This window comes from Fredinandcohnia onubensis, from assembly GCF_002734285.1.
In the GTDB taxonomy this organism is placed as follows: Bacteria; Bacillota; Bacilli; order Bacillales; family Bacillaceae_L; genus Ferdinandcohnia; species Ferdinandcohnia onubensis_A.
On the sequence record NZ_NSEA01000019.1, the window covers coordinates 214,110 to 230,211 of the forward strand.

The 16,102-nt window shown below is 38.4% G+C and carries 22 protein-coding genes; 19 read left to right on the forward strand and 3 right to left on the reverse strand.

The window, feature by feature from the left end; translation table 11 throughout:
* Positions 1-31 precede the first annotated feature (31 nt).
* On the forward strand, positions 32-1,090 hold the full coding sequence (locus CKJ95_RS18220) for a glycosyltransferase family 4 protein (RefSeq protein ID WP_099354857.1): 1,059 nt from the start codon (positions 32-34) through the stop codon (positions 1,088-1,090).
* A gap of 101 nt (positions 1,091-1,191) precedes the next feature.
* Here CKJ95_RS18220 and CKJ95_RS18225 read toward each other — a convergent pair whose 3' ends face one another.
* Together CKJ95_RS18225 and CKJ95_RS18230 are read right to left on the reverse strand one after the other, a co-directional pair.
* Entirely contained in the window at positions 1,192-2,196 is a 1,005-nt protein-coding gene (locus tag CKJ95_RS18225) for an LCP family protein (RefSeq protein ID WP_099354858.1), read from the reverse strand.
* Positions 2,197-2,221: 25 nt separating this feature from the next.
* A complete protein-coding gene (locus tag CKJ95_RS18230) occupies positions 2,222-2,854 on the reverse strand; it encodes a YigZ family protein (RefSeq protein ID WP_099354859.1) in 633 nt (210 codons plus the stop codon).
* A 239-nt stretch (positions 2,855-3,093) separates the two neighbouring features.
* Between CKJ95_RS18230 and CKJ95_RS18235 the strand changes: the two genes are divergently transcribed.
* The 3 genes from CKJ95_RS18235 (at position 3,094) to CKJ95_RS18245 (ending at position 6,153) form a co-directional block, all read left to right on the forward strand.
* Positions 3,094-4,233, forward strand: coding sequence for a sensor histidine kinase (locus CKJ95_RS18235; protein WP_099354860.1), 1,140 nt, complete (start codon positions 3,094-3,096; stop codon positions 4,231-4,233).
* 190 nt (positions 4,234-4,423) lie between these two features.
* Complete coding sequence (locus tag CKJ95_RS18240) at positions 4,424-5,113, forward strand: response regulator (protein WP_099354861.1); 690 nt, start codon at positions 4,424-4,426, stop codon at positions 5,111-5,113.
* Positions 5,114-5,310: 197 nt separating this feature from the next.
* The gene (locus CKJ95_RS18245) at positions 5,311-6,153 is read left to right on the forward strand and encodes a DegV family protein (RefSeq protein ID WP_099354862.1); all 843 of its coding nucleotides are present in this window, start codon (positions 5,311-5,313) and stop codon (positions 6,151-6,153) included.
* Positions 6,154-6,217: 64 nt separating this feature from the next.
* Here the strand turns inward: CKJ95_RS18245 and CKJ95_RS18250 are convergent, their stop codons facing one another.
* The gene (locus tag CKJ95_RS18250; protein WP_099354863.1) at positions 6,218-6,454 is read right to left on the reverse strand and encodes a hypothetical protein; all 237 of its coding nucleotides are present in this window, start codon (positions 6,452-6,454) and stop codon (positions 6,218-6,220) included.
* 202 nt (positions 6,455-6,656) lie between these two features.
* On the opposite strand from CKJ95_RS18250, the gene CKJ95_RS18255 reads away from it, so the two are divergent.
* The 15 genes from CKJ95_RS18255 to CKJ95_RS24075 all read left to right on the forward strand — a co-directional run.
* Complete coding sequence (locus CKJ95_RS18255) at positions 6,657-8,147, forward strand: DEAD/DEAH box helicase (protein WP_099354864.1); 1,491 nt, start codon at positions 6,657-6,659, stop codon at positions 8,145-8,147.
* Positions 8,148-8,213: 66 nt separating this feature from the next.
* Entirely contained in the window at positions 8,214-8,801 is a 588-nt protein-coding gene (locus CKJ95_RS18260; protein ID WP_099354865.1) for a class D sortase, read from the forward strand.
* Between the two features lie 185 nt (positions 8,802-8,986).
* Positions 8,987-9,268: a late competence development ComFB family protein gene (locus CKJ95_RS18265; RefSeq protein ID WP_099354866.1), complete on the forward strand. Its 282-nt coding sequence runs from the start codon at positions 8,987-8,989 to the stop codon at positions 9,266-9,268.
* A 3-nt stretch (positions 9,269-9,271) separates the two neighbouring features.
* Entirely contained in the window at positions 9,272-9,976 is a 705-nt protein-coding gene (locus tag CKJ95_RS18270) for a ComF family protein (protein ID WP_099354867.1), read from the forward strand.
* 35 nt (positions 9,977-10,011) lie between these two features.
* On the forward strand, positions 10,012-10,245 hold the full coding sequence (locus CKJ95_RS18275) for a hypothetical protein (RefSeq protein WP_099354868.1): 234 nt from the start codon (positions 10,012-10,014) through the stop codon (positions 10,243-10,245).
* Positions 10,245-10,550 (forward strand): hypothetical protein, encoded by a 306-nt coding sequence (locus tag CKJ95_RS18280; RefSeq protein ID WP_099354869.1) that lies wholly within the window; start codon positions 10,245-10,247, stop codon positions 10,548-10,550. Before CKJ95_RS18275 ends, CKJ95_RS18280 begins: the two co-directional genes overlap by 1 nt.
* 142 nt (positions 10,551-10,692) lie before the next feature.
* Entirely contained in the window at positions 10,693-11,100 is a 408-nt protein-coding gene (locus tag CKJ95_RS18285; RefSeq protein WP_099354870.1) for a TIGR03826 family flagellar region protein, read from the forward strand.
* 72 nt (positions 11,101-11,172) lie between these two features.
* Positions 11,173-11,433, forward strand: a complete 261-nt coding sequence (flgM, locus tag CKJ95_RS18290) for a flagellar biosynthesis anti-sigma factor FlgM (RefSeq protein WP_099354871.1) — start codon at positions 11,173-11,175, stop codon at positions 11,431-11,433.
* Between the two features lie 20 nt (positions 11,434-11,453).
* Positions 11,454-11,936, forward strand: coding sequence for a flagellar protein FlgN (locus tag CKJ95_RS18295; RefSeq protein ID WP_099354872.1), 483 nt, complete (start codon positions 11,454-11,456; stop codon positions 11,934-11,936).
* Positions 11,937-11,951: 15 nt separating this feature from the next.
* A complete protein-coding gene (gene flgK / locus CKJ95_RS18300) occupies positions 11,952-13,502 on the forward strand; it encodes a flagellar hook-associated protein FlgK (RefSeq protein ID WP_099354873.1) in 1,551 nt (516 codons plus the stop codon).
* Between the two features lie 12 nt (positions 13,503-13,514).
* Positions 13,515-14,396 (forward strand): flagellar hook-associated protein FlgL, encoded by an 882-nt coding sequence (flgL, locus tag CKJ95_RS18305; protein WP_099354874.1) that lies wholly within the window; start codon positions 13,515-13,517, stop codon positions 14,394-14,396.
* A gap of 42 nt (positions 14,397-14,438) precedes the next feature.
* Positions 14,439-15,029: a DUF6470 family protein gene (locus CKJ95_RS18310; protein WP_099354875.1), complete on the forward strand. Its 591-nt coding sequence runs from the start codon at positions 14,439-14,441 to the stop codon at positions 15,027-15,029.
* 16 nt (positions 15,030-15,045) lie between these two features.
* Entirely contained in the window at positions 15,046-15,489 is a 444-nt protein-coding gene (gene fliW / locus CKJ95_RS18315) for a flagellar assembly protein FliW (protein ID WP_099354876.1), read from the forward strand.
* Positions 15,490-15,500: 11 nt separating this feature from the next.
* Entirely contained in the window at positions 15,501-15,734 is a 234-nt protein-coding gene (csrA, locus tag CKJ95_RS18320; RefSeq protein ID WP_099354877.1) for a carbon storage regulator CsrA, read from the forward strand.
* A gap of 195 nt (positions 15,735-15,929) precedes the next feature.
* Positions 15,930-16,102 (forward strand): flagellin N-terminal helical domain-containing protein (locus tag CKJ95_RS24075; RefSeq protein ID WP_445079850.1); only part of this gene is annotated, 173 nt, incomplete at its 3' end.

Sequence of the window (16,102 nt, forward strand, 5' to 3'; positions counted from 1 at the left end):
TGGATAAAGTAAGGATGAGGAGGATCTTTATATGTTATACATTACGTTGTTGATATGTCTTATGGTTTCTATCCTCATAACCCCTATCGTAATAAGGTTTGCTATTAAAATTGGTGCAACAGATCAACCTAATCAAAGAAAAGTTCATCAAAAAGTAATGCCACGACTTGGTGGTTTGGCGATATTCTTAAGTTTCCTTTTGGGATACTTAATTTTGCAACCCGAAAGTCCATATAAATGGCCAATACTAATTGGTGCGACAATAATTATTATTACTGGACTTTTAGATGATTTGTTTGAACTATCACCTAAATTGAAATTGGCTGGTCAACTGATTGCTGCATTTGTTGTAATATTTAATGGGGTAGATGTAGAGATGGTCAACCTTCCTTTTGGCCTTGGAGAAGTCCAGCTAGGATTCCTTACAATTCCATTAACAATTATTTGGATAGTGGGGATAACAAATGCAATTAATTTAATTGATGGTTTAGATGGGCTAGCTGCTGGAGTTTCCTCAATAGCACTTATTACCATTTCTGGAATGGCAATTATTATGGGGGATGGATTTGTATTAAGTATTGGATTACTTTTGCTCTTTAGTACCCTTGGATTTTTAATTTATAATTTTCACCCTGCAAAAATTTTCATGGGAGATACAGGTGCTCTTTTCTTAGGTTATATGATTGCGGTATTATCGTTGTTGGGATTTAAAAATGTCACTTTGATTTCTTTCATCGTACCAATTATTATTTTAGGAGTCCCAATTTCTGATACGTTTTTTGCGATTATCCGACGATTGGTGAACAAACAACCAATCTCAGCTCCAGATAAATCACATTTACATCATTGTTTATTACGACTTGGATATAGTCATAGAAAGACGGTCCTAATAATTTACGGAATCAGCGCTATTTTTGGATTTTCCGCTGTTATCTTTTCACAAGCAACTGTATGGGGTTCTCTTGTAGTCGTCATCGTACTACTACTTGCAATTGAACTCTTTGTTGAAAAAATTGGTTTAATTGGTAAGGAATATCGTCCACTACTCAACATGTTTAGAGGTACAAAAGTACAACAACGAATGAAATGAAACTAATGAAGCTGCACCATAGAGGTGCAGCTTCATTAGTTTTTTATATAAAATTGCATGAAAAGGGGCACTCTAAACGACTGCCCCTTTACTTATCTAATTTAAAAATCATTCCGTTGTCCGGTAACAGTAATTTCTAAGTGGTTCTTAAGAGTTTGCGAAAGGTCTTCGAGCTTAGTTTGATCTACTTGATAATAATATCCTTGATCTGTCCAATCATCTGCACCTTCAAGTACATGTGTTTGCATTTGAAGTGTTTGGCCTGATGTAGCATAGTCATATAGCGAAAGCATCTCTCCAAAAGAAAGGTTGGTTGAAATATTGTCACCAAGTGCTTCAATAACGTTACCGTATTTGGTAATTGATCCAACAGATATAGCTTTATCAATTATAGCCTTAACAACTATTTGTTGCCTTTTACCACGTTCAATATCACTATCGATTTTTCTCGTTCTTGCTAAGGCAAGTGCCTCTTCTCCATTTAGCTCTTGAAGTCCCTTTCTTAGTGTAATAGCATCTGGTCGATCCTTACTATCTTGTTCTGTAAATGAAACCGGCACATCAACTTCAATCCCGTCAAGTGCTTCTACAACATCAATAAATGCTTCAAAATTCATTTTTACAAAATAATCCACTGGAATATCAAATAATTCTTCTACTGTAGCTATGGTGCCATCAATACCGTTGTATACATGTGCATGATTGATTTTATCCTTTTTCTTTCTTAATGGATCATAGACAAATGAATCGCGTGGGATACTTACCATTTCTATTGATTTTTGTTCTTCATTTAATGTAGCCAATATCAATGCATCTGTTCTAGTCGCTTCACCTTGACTACGCTTTTCGCTATCATCAACACCTATAAATAATATTGAGATATTATCGTGTTTTGGATCAACTGGTTCAATACGTTTTTCTGATTTAACTCCTCTATTAAGCTCCGTTTTTGATTCATCTGCTACATGTTTAGCTTTATTTACAAGGTATCCGCCATATATTCCAGCTGCAACAATTAGTAATAATAAGGGGATTAAAATAATCTTTAAGACTCTTTTTTTGCGTCTTTTCCTCTTTGTATCATGTCGGTTCATTTTTTTGCTCATTCGCCCTTCTCCTCAAGTATATTTTTTATATTTTTTCCTCTAAATACTCCACAATCCCCGCAGAAATAACCGCTTGTCCATTCGTAAGCTCTGTCATCCATTCAGTGAATTGGGGAGTCTGGCTCTCTTCTACATAGGTTTCGATTTCGACTGCATCAATATACTTGATTTCTTTAATTTGGTAAATGGATGAGCGCAATTCATTTTCTACCTTGCCTAGCCAGGTGTAGTCGATTTTTGTATGCATGACTCTCATTAGCTTACGCTCGACGATTCCGGTTGCTTGGAGGCCTTCTGAGGTTGATTTTCCGTATGCGCGAATAAGTCCCCCTGCTCCTAATTTTATTCCTCCAAAATACCTAGTTATGACAACAACTGTATCTTTTAAGTGTTTTTTCTTAAGGACTTCTAAGATTGGCACGCCCGCAGTTCCACTTGGTTCACCATCATCGTTTGCTTTTTGAATTTGATCGTTTTCTCCTATGAGATAAGCAGAACAATTATGGGTTGCGTTCCAGTTCTGTTTTTTAATTTTTTGGATAAATTCCTGCGCTTCTTCTTCAGTTGTAGCACGGTCAATATAAGCAATAAAGCGTGATTTTTGAATATTTATTTCATGCTCGCCATACCCTTTTACTGTATAATAGGAATGAAGCATTATGAAATACCTCCTATCCTGGGCAATGTTTGCGAAAAATAGGCTTGGTAAAAGTAGTGCGACAGAATTCGGCACTTATCTAGTTTTTCTGTAATTTTTTGCCCATTCTTCTATTATAAAACGACATAATTTTTACATCAATGGTTTGTTTTTGGCATAGGCTGAATGTAATACAAATGTAACTGTTATGAAACGCTGTAAAAAACAAATCGGTATATAATTTAGATGGAGGTGGGGAGATGGCCACCAAAGGGCTTGATATTAAAGTTCTTGATTCAATTTTGGAAAAAATGGTGCATACCGTTGATCATAGTAAAGAAGAGATTTTTCGGATTGGCGAGCAATCACGCCAAGAATTTATCAGTTTAACCGACGAGTTAAAGGAAATAAAGGAACGTGTAGGAACGATTATTGATGAAGTAGATAAGCTTGAAGTCCATACACGTTTTGCTAGAAAGCGCCTTTCTGAGGTAAGCAGTCATTTCAATAAGTATTCGGAAGAGGAAATCCGTAATGCATATGAGAAGGCGCATGACCTGCAAATGCAGTTGACTGTAGTAAGGCAGGAAGAAAAGCAGCTGCGTGATCGTCGCGATGAGCTTGAAAGACGATTGGTTGGTTTAAATGAAACAATTGAACGCGCAGACCATCTTGTTGGACAGATTTCTGTTGTGCTTAATTATTTAAATAGTGACTTTAAATTGGTTGGCGAAATTTTAGAAGATGCTCAGCAAAAGCAGGCTTTCGGACTTAAGATTATTGAGGCGCAGGAAGAAGAACGTCGTAAGCTTTCTCGTGAGATTCATGATGGACCGGCCCAGATGCTTGCAAATGTCATGCTGCGTTCACAAATCATTGATAAGGTGTATCGAGAAAGTCCGGAGCAAGGTGTGAAGGAAATACATGATTTACGTAAAATGGTCCGGTCTGCGCTATATGAGGTTCGTCGTATCATTTATGACTTACGTCCGATGGCATTGGATGATCTTGGATTAGTTCCGACCCTCAAAAAGTACCTGTCCACAATCGAAGAATATAATGGCGACACTACAATTTCATTTACATTTATTGGATCTGAGCAGAGAATTCCATCAAAATTTGAGGTAGCTCTATTCCGTATGGTTCAAGAAGCTGTCCAAAATGCACTAAAGCATGCGGAGGCACGTGAAATCGTCGTGAAGCTTGAAATAAGTAGAAATCATGTAACGGTTATCGTAAAAGACAATGGAAAAGGCTTTGATATCCGAGAAAAGAAGAAGGACTCGTTTGGCTTAATTGGGATGAGAGAACGAGTAGATTTACTGGATGGAAATCTTACCATTGATTCAAGTGTTGGTGCTGGTACAATTGTAATGATACAGGTACCGATTGAAGTTTGATTTTCCCTTTTCAACCGTGAGAAAATTTCGGTAATTCATGATACGTTACAAGAAATGGTCCAACTACTATATGCTGCTTATTTATATAGGAAAAATAAGATTAATCTTACTAATTTGGTCTGTTAATACTGCTTTAGGAGTATTGACCGAAATTGCCTCATTTGTAAAATGAAAGGGGGAGGCGTTATTTATGAAAACAAGCATAGTTATTATTGATGATCACCAATTATTTCGCGAAGGTGTAAAACGAATACTAGATTTTGAACCAACCTTTCAAGTCGTAGCAGAGGGTGACGATGGGGAACAGGCGTTAGCACTCATTGAGCAGCATAAGCCTGATGTTGTCATCATGGATATCAACATGCCTAACTTGAACGGGATTGAAGCAACGAAACAATTGATTGAAACTTACCCTGATACGAAGGTCATTATTTTATCCATCCACGATGATGAAAGCTATGTGACGCATGCCCTAAAAACTGGAGCAACTGGTTATTTATTAAAAGAAATGGATGCGGATTCTCTAGTCGAAGCGGTTAAAGTCGTAGCAGAGGGTGGATCTTACTTGCATCCAAGAGTAACACATAATTTAGTAAAAGAATTCCGTCGACTTGCTGTTGCAAGTGGCCAATCCGTTTCATCGCATTCACATGCAACAATGGAGGTTCGCCGCCCATTGCATCTATTAACGAGAAGAGAATGCGAGGTTCTCCAGCTATTAACGGATGGACGTAGCAACCGCGGTATTGGTGACGACTTATATATCAGTGAAAAAACGGTTAAAAACCACGTAAGTAACATCCTGCAAAAAATGAACGTAAACGACCGTACCCAGGCTGTTGTAGTTGCGATTAAAAATGGCTGGGTTGAGGTTAAATAATAGAATAGGTTGGAAAGCTAAGCTCTTGTGATGGGCTTGGCTTTTTTGTTTATTGTTAGGGGATAAATACGTAAAAACATCTATTGTAACTTCTTATCATAGCCTGTCTAACATATACATATTATAACAAGTGACATCCCCGTCAATATCATTTAAAATGGAAACTATAATGAAAATCAGACAGGAAGGTAAAATATATGAAAACGGCGATTGTAACTGATAGTACAGCTTACATACCACTGGAACTCCGTGAGAAACTTAATATACATATGATTCCGCTAAGTGTCGTATTTGATGATGAAAGCTACCGCGAGGAAGTCGACATTACAGCGGAGGCGTTTTATGAAGAACTGAAGGCTCGTAAGGAATTGCCAACAACTTCACAGCCACCAATTGGTGAATTCGTAGAGCTTTTTGAAAAGCTTGGAAAAGAAAATGATGCTGTCATCAGCATTCATCTCTCAAGTGGAATTAGCGGAACTTACCAAGGTTCCGTGACAGCGGGTGAAATGGTAGAGGGAGTAAAGGTTTACTCATTTGATTCTGAAATCAGCTGTATTGTACAGGGCTTTTATGCGCTAGAGGCTGCGGAAATGGCGAACGAAGGTAAGTCTGCTGAAGAAATAGTAGCTCGACTCGAAGAAATGAAACTAACCATGAGGGCTTACTTTATGGTAGATGATCTTACGAATCTTCAACGGGGTGGTCGTTTGAGCGGGGCAGCTGCTTTTGTTGGAAGCTTGCTTCAGGTGAAACCAATCCTTAACTTCGAGGATAAAGTAATAGTACCTTTTGAAAAAATTCGCACACGTAAAAAAGCATTAAATCGCGTGTTCGAATTGTTTGATGAAGATGCAAGTAAAGGCGTGCCAATGCGAGCTGCACTGATTCACGCAAACATCGAGGAAGAAGCCAAGCAACTAAAGGCTGAGCTTGAAAAGAAATACCCGCATGTTGAGTTTTTGCTAAGTTATTTTGGCCCTGTGATTGGAACCCATCTAGGTGAAGGAGCGATTGGGTTGGGGTGGTATCAGAAATAAAGATTTTGGCGCCGTACTTGGATGCGGCGCTGTTTGCGACAAAAAAAGAAATTAGGATGTGCTCCTAATTTTTAAGTAATTGTTCATTTTGTGGGGCTTTTTCTTTATTTTCCTCGACGGGAACCTTTTTATACTCATAGCTACTATATAAACTTAGCACAACGAAATAGACTAACAACAGAACTGTCCATGTTGAGGACGTAATTTGAATTTTCTCTTGGAATAATACTGCCATTGCCCCTATGAGTAGAATCGAACCGATGCAAAGCAACAACCCATGCTTTATAATCCATTTCATCATTTCAATCCCTACCTTTCATTATATTAATCTCCCCCAATGATTGGATTATTAAACATAAAATTGTGACGTTAGCTATATTTTTAGTTTTGACATCTATTTTTGTGGAGAATTTTCTATATGCTGTAGAATACATCGCACAAAGTCGCAAAGATACTAACCAATGGCATATATAAACGACATTAGCAGTGAATGGAGGTTACCCATGAGATTTTTACTAGAAAACAAAATATTAATCCCCGAACCATTATCGAACAAGCCAGGAGCGAAACGAATTTCGGACCATGAATCTGGATGCCCTCAACCACAAAATCCTTCTTATGACTACTCTCCAGAACTCCAAGAACTACTCTACGGCAAGCAACTCCTACTCGAAGAAATACCATTTTCCCTTGAAGACGTACATCAACATTATTTGAATGGTTTTGTTCACTATCGAAAATGTATCAAGAAAACGAAAGAAGGGTATTCATGTGTCCGCTGTGGCAATTCAGATCAAAAGCTTATTGCGTCGTTTGGTTGTGCAAGATGTCAGCAGGAATGCACGTATTGTCGGAAATGCATTAATATGGGGCGAATGAGTGAGTGTACGGTTATGGTAAGTTGGGCGGGACCAAGTCCGACAGAAAAAATCCCCGATAAGCCACTTGTATGGAAAGGAACACTCTCAGCTGGACAGCAAAAAGCATCCAATGAACTTATTCAAGCGGTTCAGTCCAATGATCAACTCCTGATTTGGGCTGTATGTGGAGCGGGAAAAACGGAAATTCTGTTTGAAGGAATTGAAACAGCACTTCAAGCGGATAAAAAGGTTTGTATCGCTACACCGCGAACCGATGTCGTCATCGAACTGGCCCCTCGAATAAAAGCCGCATTTCCACAGGTTGATGTAATTGCCTTATATGGAGGAAGCGAGGACCGCGACAAGACAGCCCCCATCACACTCTCTACAACCCACCAATTGCTTCGCTTTTACAAAGCCTTCGACTTGGTCATCGTCGATGAAGTGGACGCCTTCCCGTATTCCGTGGAACCAATGCTTCAATACGCCGTTAACCAAGCGAAAAAGGATATCGCCTCGACCATCTACCTCACCGCAACTCCGAACAAAACATGGAAAAATGAAATTTCAGCTGGGAAAAGAAAAGCTGTTACGATTCCGGCTAGGTATCATCGTCATCCATTGCCTGTGCCTGAATATGTATGGTGTGGAAACTGGGAAAAGAGACTAAAAAAGAAGAGGCTACCAGGGAATGTGATGGATTGGATTAAGGTACATCTTGATATAGGAAAACAAGCCTTCCTGTTTGTCCCCCGAATTACGTATCTAGAAAGCATTGTTCAAATTTCACAAAACCTCGACCCACGAATACAAGGCGTCCATGCCGAGGACCCCGAGCGCAAAGATAAGGTAGCACGCTTCCGCACTGGAGAAATCCCAATTCTAGTCACAACGACCATTTTAGAAAGAGGAGTAACCGTTCCGAATATTGATGTGGCTGTTTTGGGCGCGGAGGATCGAATTTTTACGGAGAGCGCCTTGGTCCAAATTTCAGGACGGGTTGGCCGCAGCGCTCAATTTCCGACCGGTGAGATTTTATTTTTTCATTTCGGTAAAACAAGAGAAATGTTAAAGGCGAAACAACATATTGAAAAAATGAACAAAGAGGCCCTCCAAAACGGCTTCATAGATTGATTTTGTAGCCCATTTTGATTATGATTAAAGATAACGGACAAAGAACGAAAATGGTGGTGATTTCCAGTGAAAAAGGTTGTTTATACGTTTGCGCTTTTGTTAATCATCGGTGGGGTTTCATTGACAGGCTACTCGATTTTTCAAATTTGGGATTCAAATCAGGCACAAAAAGAAGCGTTGGTTCAGGCAGAGGAACTCATTTCAGCTCCTCCTGTAGAGGAAGAAGCAGAGAAGGAAATTGTGATTCCAACCTTTGAAAAAGGCGATACAATGGGAGTTTTAGAAGTTCCAAAGCTTGGCGAGAAAATGCCAATCATCGAAGGAACGGATGAGGATGAGCTTGCAAAGGGTGTGGGGCATTATCTTGGCACTGCGCTACCGACGCAAAACGATCAAATCGTTCTCTCAGGACACCGTGATACAACTTTTAGACGCTTTGATGAACTTGCAATCGGTGACACATTTGTTGTGAAAATGCCCTATGGTGACTTTACCTATGAAATTGTTGACACAAAAATCGTGGATGCGGATGACCGGACCATTATTAAATCAACGGCGCCAAACGAGGAGCTTGTTGTGACAACCTGTTATCCATTCGGATACATTGGAGACGCGCCACACCGCTTTATTTTTTATGGAAAAATGGTAAATTGACCTTGTGACCCCTAAGCTGGACAAATTCTGGCATAGGGGTTTTTGGATAGTGCCAAAGGATTATTTTTCATTCGTTTAAAAGGAATAATATAAGGTTCTGTCAAATTAGTAAGGAGACCAAAATTATTTCCAATTTATGTGTATTATGTGATAATGAAAATGATAGATAGAATGGAGAGGTTCATATGAAGGTTTTTAATGCAATGGAGCCATTAGTAGCTGAAGCAATCAATGATAACTGGTCTGAATTTAACCTGCCTTGTAAATGTGAACAATGTAAAAATGATGTGTTTGCCCTCACGCTTAATAATATACCACCGCGTTATGTTTCGAAAGATAGTGGTATGGCGTATGTTCGGGCTCAATATTTTAATAAACAAATGATGGCGAATATCTATGTGAAAATTGCAGAAGCCGTGAAAATTGTAGCAAAAAATCCTCAATGCGCTAATTTTCAAAGGAGCTAACCGATGTCTACTTGTATTCTTTGTCATCAATATTTTGAAGAAGTGGATTCATGGGCGACCCTGTTTTCTTTAGTAGAACCTGATCCACTTTGTTCTTCTTGCAGTGAAAAATTTGAAAAAATAGAAGGTGAACTTTGCGAAAGTTGTGGTCGACCTTTTTCGGGTGTGGCTGATGAGTATCGTGAAGGAAACCTCTGCTATGACTGCGTTCGGTGGGAAAAAGATTTACACTGGCAAGGTATCCTCTCAAAGAACCGTTCGATTTACCTCTATAATGACTTTGCAAAAGACGTTATCTCCCTCTATAAATTCCGCGGTGATTTTGTGATTTCTTCTATATTTAAAACCCCTCTCAAAAAAGCTTTCAAAACTCATTTTAATTCTTCCTATCTTGTTGTTTCGATTCCATTAAGTGACGAGCGTTTGTATGAACGTGGATTTAACCAAGCAAAGGCGCTAGCAGCATTGTTGGATGTGCAGTTACATGAAGTGCTGGCGAGGACTCACTTTGAGAAACAATCGAAAAAGGGCCGTTCAGAGCGGATTTCTGGTGAAAATGTATTCCGAGTGACTGGAGAGGTTCAGGATAAGGAAATTTTGTTAGTGGATGATATTTATACAACGGGATCGACGCTAAGGCATGCGGGGAAGGAGTTACTAAAGGCTGGGGCGAAATCGGTTTCGTCGTTGACGTTGATGAGGGGGTAAGAATAGTAATATAATAAATTAAAGGAGTGATTTTAATGAAGCCACTTAAAATTGAAGATCAAGAATTAAAAAATGCTATAACCTCAGGGGATTATTACTTGGAAGTAGGGAAACGAAAATTTATGTTGTTTGAAGTAGAAGAAGTCACAGATTCTAACGTTTATCATGTAACTGATGCTGAAGAAAAAAAACAATTACTAAAAGCTTTAAATGAAGAAAATCCAATATTATCTAATAAGGACGTTACTAGATTATTGGAGGGAAATTGATGGAAGTTCATTGGAGGAATTCAGCAGTACAATCATTGATTGAATTAGAAAATTGGCGATTAACAATGGATTTACCTAAGATAGGAAAGTTACTTCAAAAAATTATTAACAGTTACTTTAATGAACAGGATTTTTCCTTGTGTATCCCTGGCAAAATAGTGTTTATAGATGGACTTCCTGTTGAACTTAGAATTGTCTTATTATCAGTAGGAAAATCTGATCCATATAGAGTATTTTATCGGCTTAGATCTGGAAATGTAGAAATATACTTTGTAAAACATCCACGTCAAAAACCCCTAACATGAATCTACAAAGAAACCCACCTAAAGAAAATCCCAACATACTATTCTTGTTTAGGTTAATACATTTCAAAAAACTGTCACTATAAACTCTTCTAAAATCACCGATATAATAGATAGAAAAAAGGTGGTCGAGGAGAGAATCAATATGGCGGAACTAATGAATTGCCCAAATTGTGGCGGTCTTTTTGTAAAAACTAATCTACGTGATGTATGTGAAAAATGCTATAAAGAAGAGCAAATCGCGTTCGAAACGGTTTATACGTTTATTCGTAAAAAGGAAAATCGGACAGCAACCATCTTTGAGACCTCAGAGGGAACGGGTGTTGATGAGGAATTAATCATTAAATTTATTAAAAGCGGCCGTTTGCGTCTGGCGCAATTCCCAAACCTTGGATATCCATGTCATAAATGTCGCACCATAATTAGGGAAGGTAATTTATGCGACGACTGTACAAAGGAACTTCGTAGTGAATTATCGACTTTCGAAAAAGAACAGGAACGAATACGAGAACTGCGAATTCGTGAAAAAAGAACGTATTATGTTGATAAATAATCTAAACTTTTTCATGTCGCTGCCGATATAATAAAAAAGGAATAAAGTTCGGATAGAAAGCGAGGTTTTACCATGAAAATTAACCAGTTCGGACCAGTCGGAATGAATCCATATAAAAAGCAAATGAACAAGGTTGCTGCTACCGAAAAGTCAACTCAAACGGATAAAGTTGAAATCTCTTCGGCTGCAAAACAGTTGCAGGAAACATCACCTATAACCGTTGAACGTCAACAAAAGGTTGAAGCCCTTAAGCAACAAGTTCAAAGCGGTACATATAAAGTAAACGCAGAGGACATTGCGAAAAGCGTATACGATTTTTATTTTAAAAAGTAATGTGAAAAAGGAGGGTCATTATGTCAGCTGAAACCTTAGTCTCAACACTCAAAAAAATTCTTATTTTACATCAAAACCTACTTAAGCTTTCTGAGCGAAAAACAGAAATCCTGAAAAAAGGCGACATAGATGCCCTCAACGAACAAATGAAAGAAGAACTAAAATACATTTTAGCAATCAGGCAAATGGAGAATGAACGGATTGCCATTGTCGATAAATTGCTTGGACCACGTGTGCAAGAGAAGACATTATTGAAATGTATTGAAGCAGCTACTGAGCCAATACGTTCTGAGTTAATGGAATTACATGAGGACCTGCTTATAGTAATTAAAGAATTAAAAGCAGTTAATGAGTTAAATCAGCAGCTCACACACCAGTCACTGCAGTACGTGAACATGTCGTTGGACATGCTTCTGCCACAGGAACAAACCGCTACCTATGTCAACCCAGCGGGAACAAGAGAGAAAAAGCAAACACGCTCGATGTTTGATTCGAAAGCTTAATCGGAGGATGGAAAAATGGTATCAACCTTTCATGGACTAGAAACTGCACGCCGCGGCATGATGACCCAGCAAAGTGCGTTATATACAACTGGACATAATATTGCGAATGCAAATACACCTGGTTACTCAAGACAACGCGTCAACTTTTCGCAGACAAATCCATATCCATCTCCTGGTCTAAATGCACCAAAAATGCCTGGACAGATTGGAACTGGTGTTGAAGCTGGTACGATTCAACGTGTGCGCGAAAGCTTTTTAGACGTACAATTCCGTGGTGAGCAAACAAAAACGAGCTACTGGGGAACACGTGCAAGCGCATTGGAGAAGATGGAAGAGATCATGAACGAACCAACGGAAACGGGGCTTGCAAATACGATGAACCAATTCTGGCAGTCCTTGCAGGATTTAGCGGCAAACCCAGAGGACCAAGGTGCACGTTCGGTAGTGCGCCAAAGAGGTGAAATGGTAGCAAATACGTTTAACTATCTATCAAACTCTTTAACTGCGATAAAAGACGACTTTGGCAAACAAATCAGTGTAACTGTGAAAACAGTAAACTCGCTTTCTGACCAAATTAGTAAATTAAACAAGCAAATTTCAGAGATTGAGCCAGTCGGTTATTTGCCAAACGACTTATATGACGAACGCGATCGGTTAATCGATGAGCTTTCGAAATTTGTTGAAATTAAGGTTCATCCACCTAGAAGCAGTGGTGGTGACTCCTTACCGGTTGCGGAAGGAATTTTAGATATTTCAATTGTTGGTGAGAACGGGACAGAGACCAAATTAATTGATGGAAGTAATTTTAAAAAGCTTTCAGTCGTACCTGCACTGGACTCAGATGGAGACGGAGTAAATGATCAACCAACGGGTCCTGTAACTGGATTTCAATTAGACGGACAAACTGTACCTTTTGTTCGTAGCGGAGAAATGAAGGCTTTAGTTGAAGCATACGGATATGTGGAAAATGGCGAGGAAAAAGGCATTTATAACAAAATGCTAGATGACTTGGATAAAATGGCGTATTCGTTTGTGACACAGTTCAATGCTGTGCATAGTCAAGGGTATACATTGAAGACTTCAATAGATGGAAGTAATCCTGGTGGCGACTTCTTTGAACCGTTTAACAATGGATATAAAAACGCAGCAGCAGCAATAAGCGTTTCTTCTAACATAGACAATTTAAGTAATATCGCTGCTTCAAATGCCCCTGGGGAATCAGGGAATGGTTTGAATGCTACAAATCTAGCAAATGTAAAGAACATAGATTTTAGCAATATACCAGGTTCAGAAATAAAGGCAGGTAGTATTCAATCCTTCTATGAATCTCTTATCGGATCAATGGGAGTAGACTCTCAGGAAGCAATCCGTATGGCGGATAATGCAACAGTACTGAAGGATTCTGTAGAAAACCGCCGTCAATCTGTAAGTGCGGTTTCGTTAGATGAAGAAATGACGAACATGATCAAATTCCAGCATGCCTACAACGGGTCTGCCAGAATGATTACAGTACTCGACGAAATGCTTGATCGAATCATTAATGGCCTTGGCACTGGTGGAAGGTAGGTGTAAAAAAACATGCGCGTAACACAATCGATGTTAACGAATAACATGCTGAGAAACTTAAGTAGCAGCTACGAGAGACTGGGTAAATATCAGGAACAATTAAACACACAGAAGAAAATTACCAAGCCATCTGATGACCCAGTAGTTGCGATTAAGGGGATGCGATATCGTACAGACCTTAAGGAAATCGAGCAATACCAGCGGAACCTATCTGAAGCATACACTTGGATGGAGTCATCGGATGATGCAATGGATAAAATGACTCAGGCGCTTCACCGTGTCAGGGAATTGACAGTGCAGGCGAGCACTGGAACGAATGGTGCAGATGAAAAAGCGAATATTGCAATTGAGATTGAGCAATTAAAAGAACATATTGCGACAATTGCTAATACAAAGGTTGGGAATAAGTATTTATTTAATGGAACAAATACGAGTGAAGGCCCAGTTGATCCAACAACCAATTCAATAGTGTCCGCTAATAATAAAGATGTTTTTCTAGAAGTATCTAAAAATGTTCAGATGAATGTCAATGTGAAACCGACCGAACTTTTTAAAGGGAATAATGCGAATGATATTTTTACTGAACTTGACAATTTAATTCAAGATCTTAACTCGAATGGTGATGTCGGAAAATATCTAGATACTATAGACTCCCACACATCGAATGTTGTTGCAACTCGTGCTGATCTTGGGGCGAGATATAACCGCATTGAATTGATTGATAACAGACTGGGTTCACAAGAGGTTATTGCGACGAAGATTATCTCGGAAAACGAAGATGCTGAAATGGAAAAGGTTATTATTAATCTAACCACTGCGGAAGCAGTACACCGTGCAGCACTTGGAGTAGGCGCAAAAATTATGCAACCAACACTAATGGACTTTTTACGTTAAGCTATCTTGTTATGAGATAGCTTTTTTATTAGAGGTGAAACTATGAAGTTAGCTCAAATACGCTTAGAATCTCAGAATGCAAAAATCGGGATGAGAACTGTAAAACCAGTTCAAGAAATTCAACAACCAAAAGCAGATTTATCAATAGAACAACCAAAAGCAGAGATGACGATTCAAACTACACCTGGAAAGCTGACAATTGATCAAACTGAAGCGTGGGCAGATATGGATTTAAAGCATATTTCTCGTCGTATTGCTGAAGCCGCCGATAAGGGCTACCAAGATTCCCTTGAAGGAATTGCAAGACGAGCGCTAGAAGGCCAGGAACTTATGAAAATAGAGAATAGTGGAAATCCAATCGCACAAATCGCCAAAAGAAATAGCGAAGGACCAGAGCTCAAGTTTAATGTGGGATGGATACCTTCTCACTTTAGTGTTAAGACTAATTATGTTCCGGCCGAGGTAGACATTGAAGTGAATGTGAAAAAACCAAATATAAATGTTGGGATTAACAAACCAATTCACGAATACACTCCTGGAAAAGTAGATATAACTTTGGACCAAAAACAATCATTGAAAGTTGATTTTGCTAATTTAAAATATATCGGTGTAAACTACGAGCAACAGATTTAAAAAAGGTTGTGAAGAAATGAAAATTGAAACGAAATATCATGGTGAGATACATATAGAAGAAAAGGATATTATTACGTTTGCGAATGGAATACCCGGATTTTTAGTAGAAAAGAAATTTATCTTTTTACCCTTTGGTGAAGATACAGGTATTTCAATTATGCAATCTGTTAACAATGCAAAGCTAGCCTTCGTTGTTACTAACCCATTCCTTTTCTTAAAAGAATATGATTTTACAATTGACGATCAAGTGGTTGAACAGCTACAACTTGAATCAGAAAAAGATGTTACGGTTTATGTGATTTTAACCGTTCAAGATCCATTCGAAAAAACAACAGCGAACATGCAAGCTCCTGTTATTATAAATTCAAAAAAACAATTAGCTAAGCAAGTTATATTAACAAATACTTCATATCAAACAAAGCATTCAATTTTTGAAAAAAGAAAAGTATCGGCTAAATAGGAGGTGGGAGAATGCTTGTATTAACTAGAAAAATCAATGAATCAATAAAAATTGGTGATGATATTGAAATTACAATATTATCAGTGAGTGGAGAACAAATTAAAATCGGAATAGAAGCACCCAAACATATTGAAATCCACCGGAAAGAAGTTTACCTAGATATTCAAAATGAAAACAACCAAGCCTCCCAAACCTCAATAGATTTGTTAAAACAGCTGAATATCAATTTTAAGAATACCCGTTGATCTATAAATGATAGCGGGTATTTTTATTTAAGAATTTTGTAGAAAAAACTAAAAATCTATTAAACAATTACAAAACATGTCGATATATAGGATGTAAAACAAATAAGTACAAAAGGCGGCCGACTTTCGTACTGTTTGTTAATATATCAAATTCCACAAGGACGTGGGATACAACATTCAAGGAGGAAATAAGAAATGAGAATTAACCATAATATTGCAGCGCTTAACACTTATCGTCAATTGAACAGCGCGACGAATGCTCAATCAAGTTCAATGGAGAAATTATCTTCAGGTTTACGTATTAATAGAGCAGGGGATGACGCTGCTGGTCTAGCAATCTCTGAAAAAATGCGTGGACAAATTCGTGG

What these genes read in the sequence shown, in the direction of transcription:
- flgK (WP_099354873.1), top strand. Translation starts at nt 11,952, where the DNA reads ATGGTATCAACCTTTCATGGACTAGAAACTGCACGCCGCGGCATGATG.
- flgL (WP_099354874.1), top strand. Translation starts at nt 13,515, where the DNA reads ATGCGCGTAACACAATCGATGTTAACGAATAACATGCTGAGAAACTTA.
- CKJ95_RS18295 (WP_099354872.1), top strand. Translation starts at nt 11,454, where the DNA reads ATGTCAGCTGAAACCTTAGTCTCAACACTCAAAAAAATTCTTATTTTA.
- CKJ95_RS18230 (WP_099354859.1), bottom strand. Translation starts at nt 2,854, where the DNA reads ATGCTTCATTCCTATTATACAGTAAAAGGGTATGGCGAGCATGAAATA.
- CKJ95_RS18255 (WP_099354864.1), top strand. Translation starts at nt 6,657, where the DNA reads ATGAGATTTTTACTAGAAAACAAAATATTAATCCCCGAACCATTATCG.
- CKJ95_RS18235 (WP_099354860.1), top strand. Translation starts at nt 3,094, where the DNA reads ATGGCCACCAAAGGGCTTGATATTAAAGTTCTTGATTCAATTTTGGAA.
- CKJ95_RS18275 (WP_099354868.1), top strand. Translation starts at nt 10,012, where the DNA reads ATGAAGCCACTTAAAATTGAAGATCAAGAATTAAAAAATGCTATAACC.
- CKJ95_RS18265 (WP_099354866.1), top strand. Translation starts at nt 8,987, where the DNA reads ATGAAGGTTTTTAATGCAATGGAGCCATTAGTAGCTGAAGCAATCAAT.
- CKJ95_RS18250 (WP_099354863.1), bottom strand. Translation starts at nt 6,454, where the DNA reads ATGATGAAATGGATTATAAAGCATGGGTTGTTGCTTTGCATCGGTTCG.
- CKJ95_RS18280 (WP_099354869.1), top strand. Translation starts at nt 10,245, where the DNA reads ATGGAAGTTCATTGGAGGAATTCAGCAGTACAATCATTGATTGAATTA.
- CKJ95_RS18310 (WP_099354875.1), top strand. Translation starts at nt 14,439, where the DNA reads ATGAAGTTAGCTCAAATACGCTTAGAATCTCAGAATGCAAAAATCGGG.
- csrA (WP_099354877.1), top strand. Translation starts at nt 15,501, where the DNA reads ATGCTTGTATTAACTAGAAAAATCAATGAATCAATAAAAATTGGTGAT.
- fliW (WP_099354876.1), top strand. Translation starts at nt 15,046, where the DNA reads ATGAAAATTGAAACGAAATATCATGGTGAGATACATATAGAAGAAAAG.
- CKJ95_RS18220 (WP_099354857.1), top strand. Translation starts at nt 32, where the DNA reads ATGTTATACATTACGTTGTTGATATGTCTTATGGTTTCTATCCTCATA.
- CKJ95_RS18240 (WP_099354861.1), top strand. Translation starts at nt 4,424, where the DNA reads ATGAAAACAAGCATAGTTATTATTGATGATCACCAATTATTTCGCGAA.
- CKJ95_RS18225 (WP_099354858.1), bottom strand. Translation starts at nt 2,196, where the DNA reads ATGAGCAAAAAAATGAACCGACATGATACAAAGAGGAAAAGACGCAAA.
- CKJ95_RS18245 (WP_099354862.1), top strand. Translation starts at nt 5,311, where the DNA reads ATGAAAACGGCGATTGTAACTGATAGTACAGCTTACATACCACTGGAA.
- flgM (WP_099354871.1), top strand. Translation starts at nt 11,173, where the DNA reads ATGAAAATTAACCAGTTCGGACCAGTCGGAATGAATCCATATAAAAAG.
- CKJ95_RS18285 (WP_099354870.1), top strand. Translation starts at nt 10,693, where the DNA reads ATGGCGGAACTAATGAATTGCCCAAATTGTGGCGGTCTTTTTGTAAAA.
- CKJ95_RS18270 (WP_099354867.1), top strand. Translation starts at nt 9,272, where the DNA reads ATGTCTACTTGTATTCTTTGTCATCAATATTTTGAAGAAGTGGATTCA.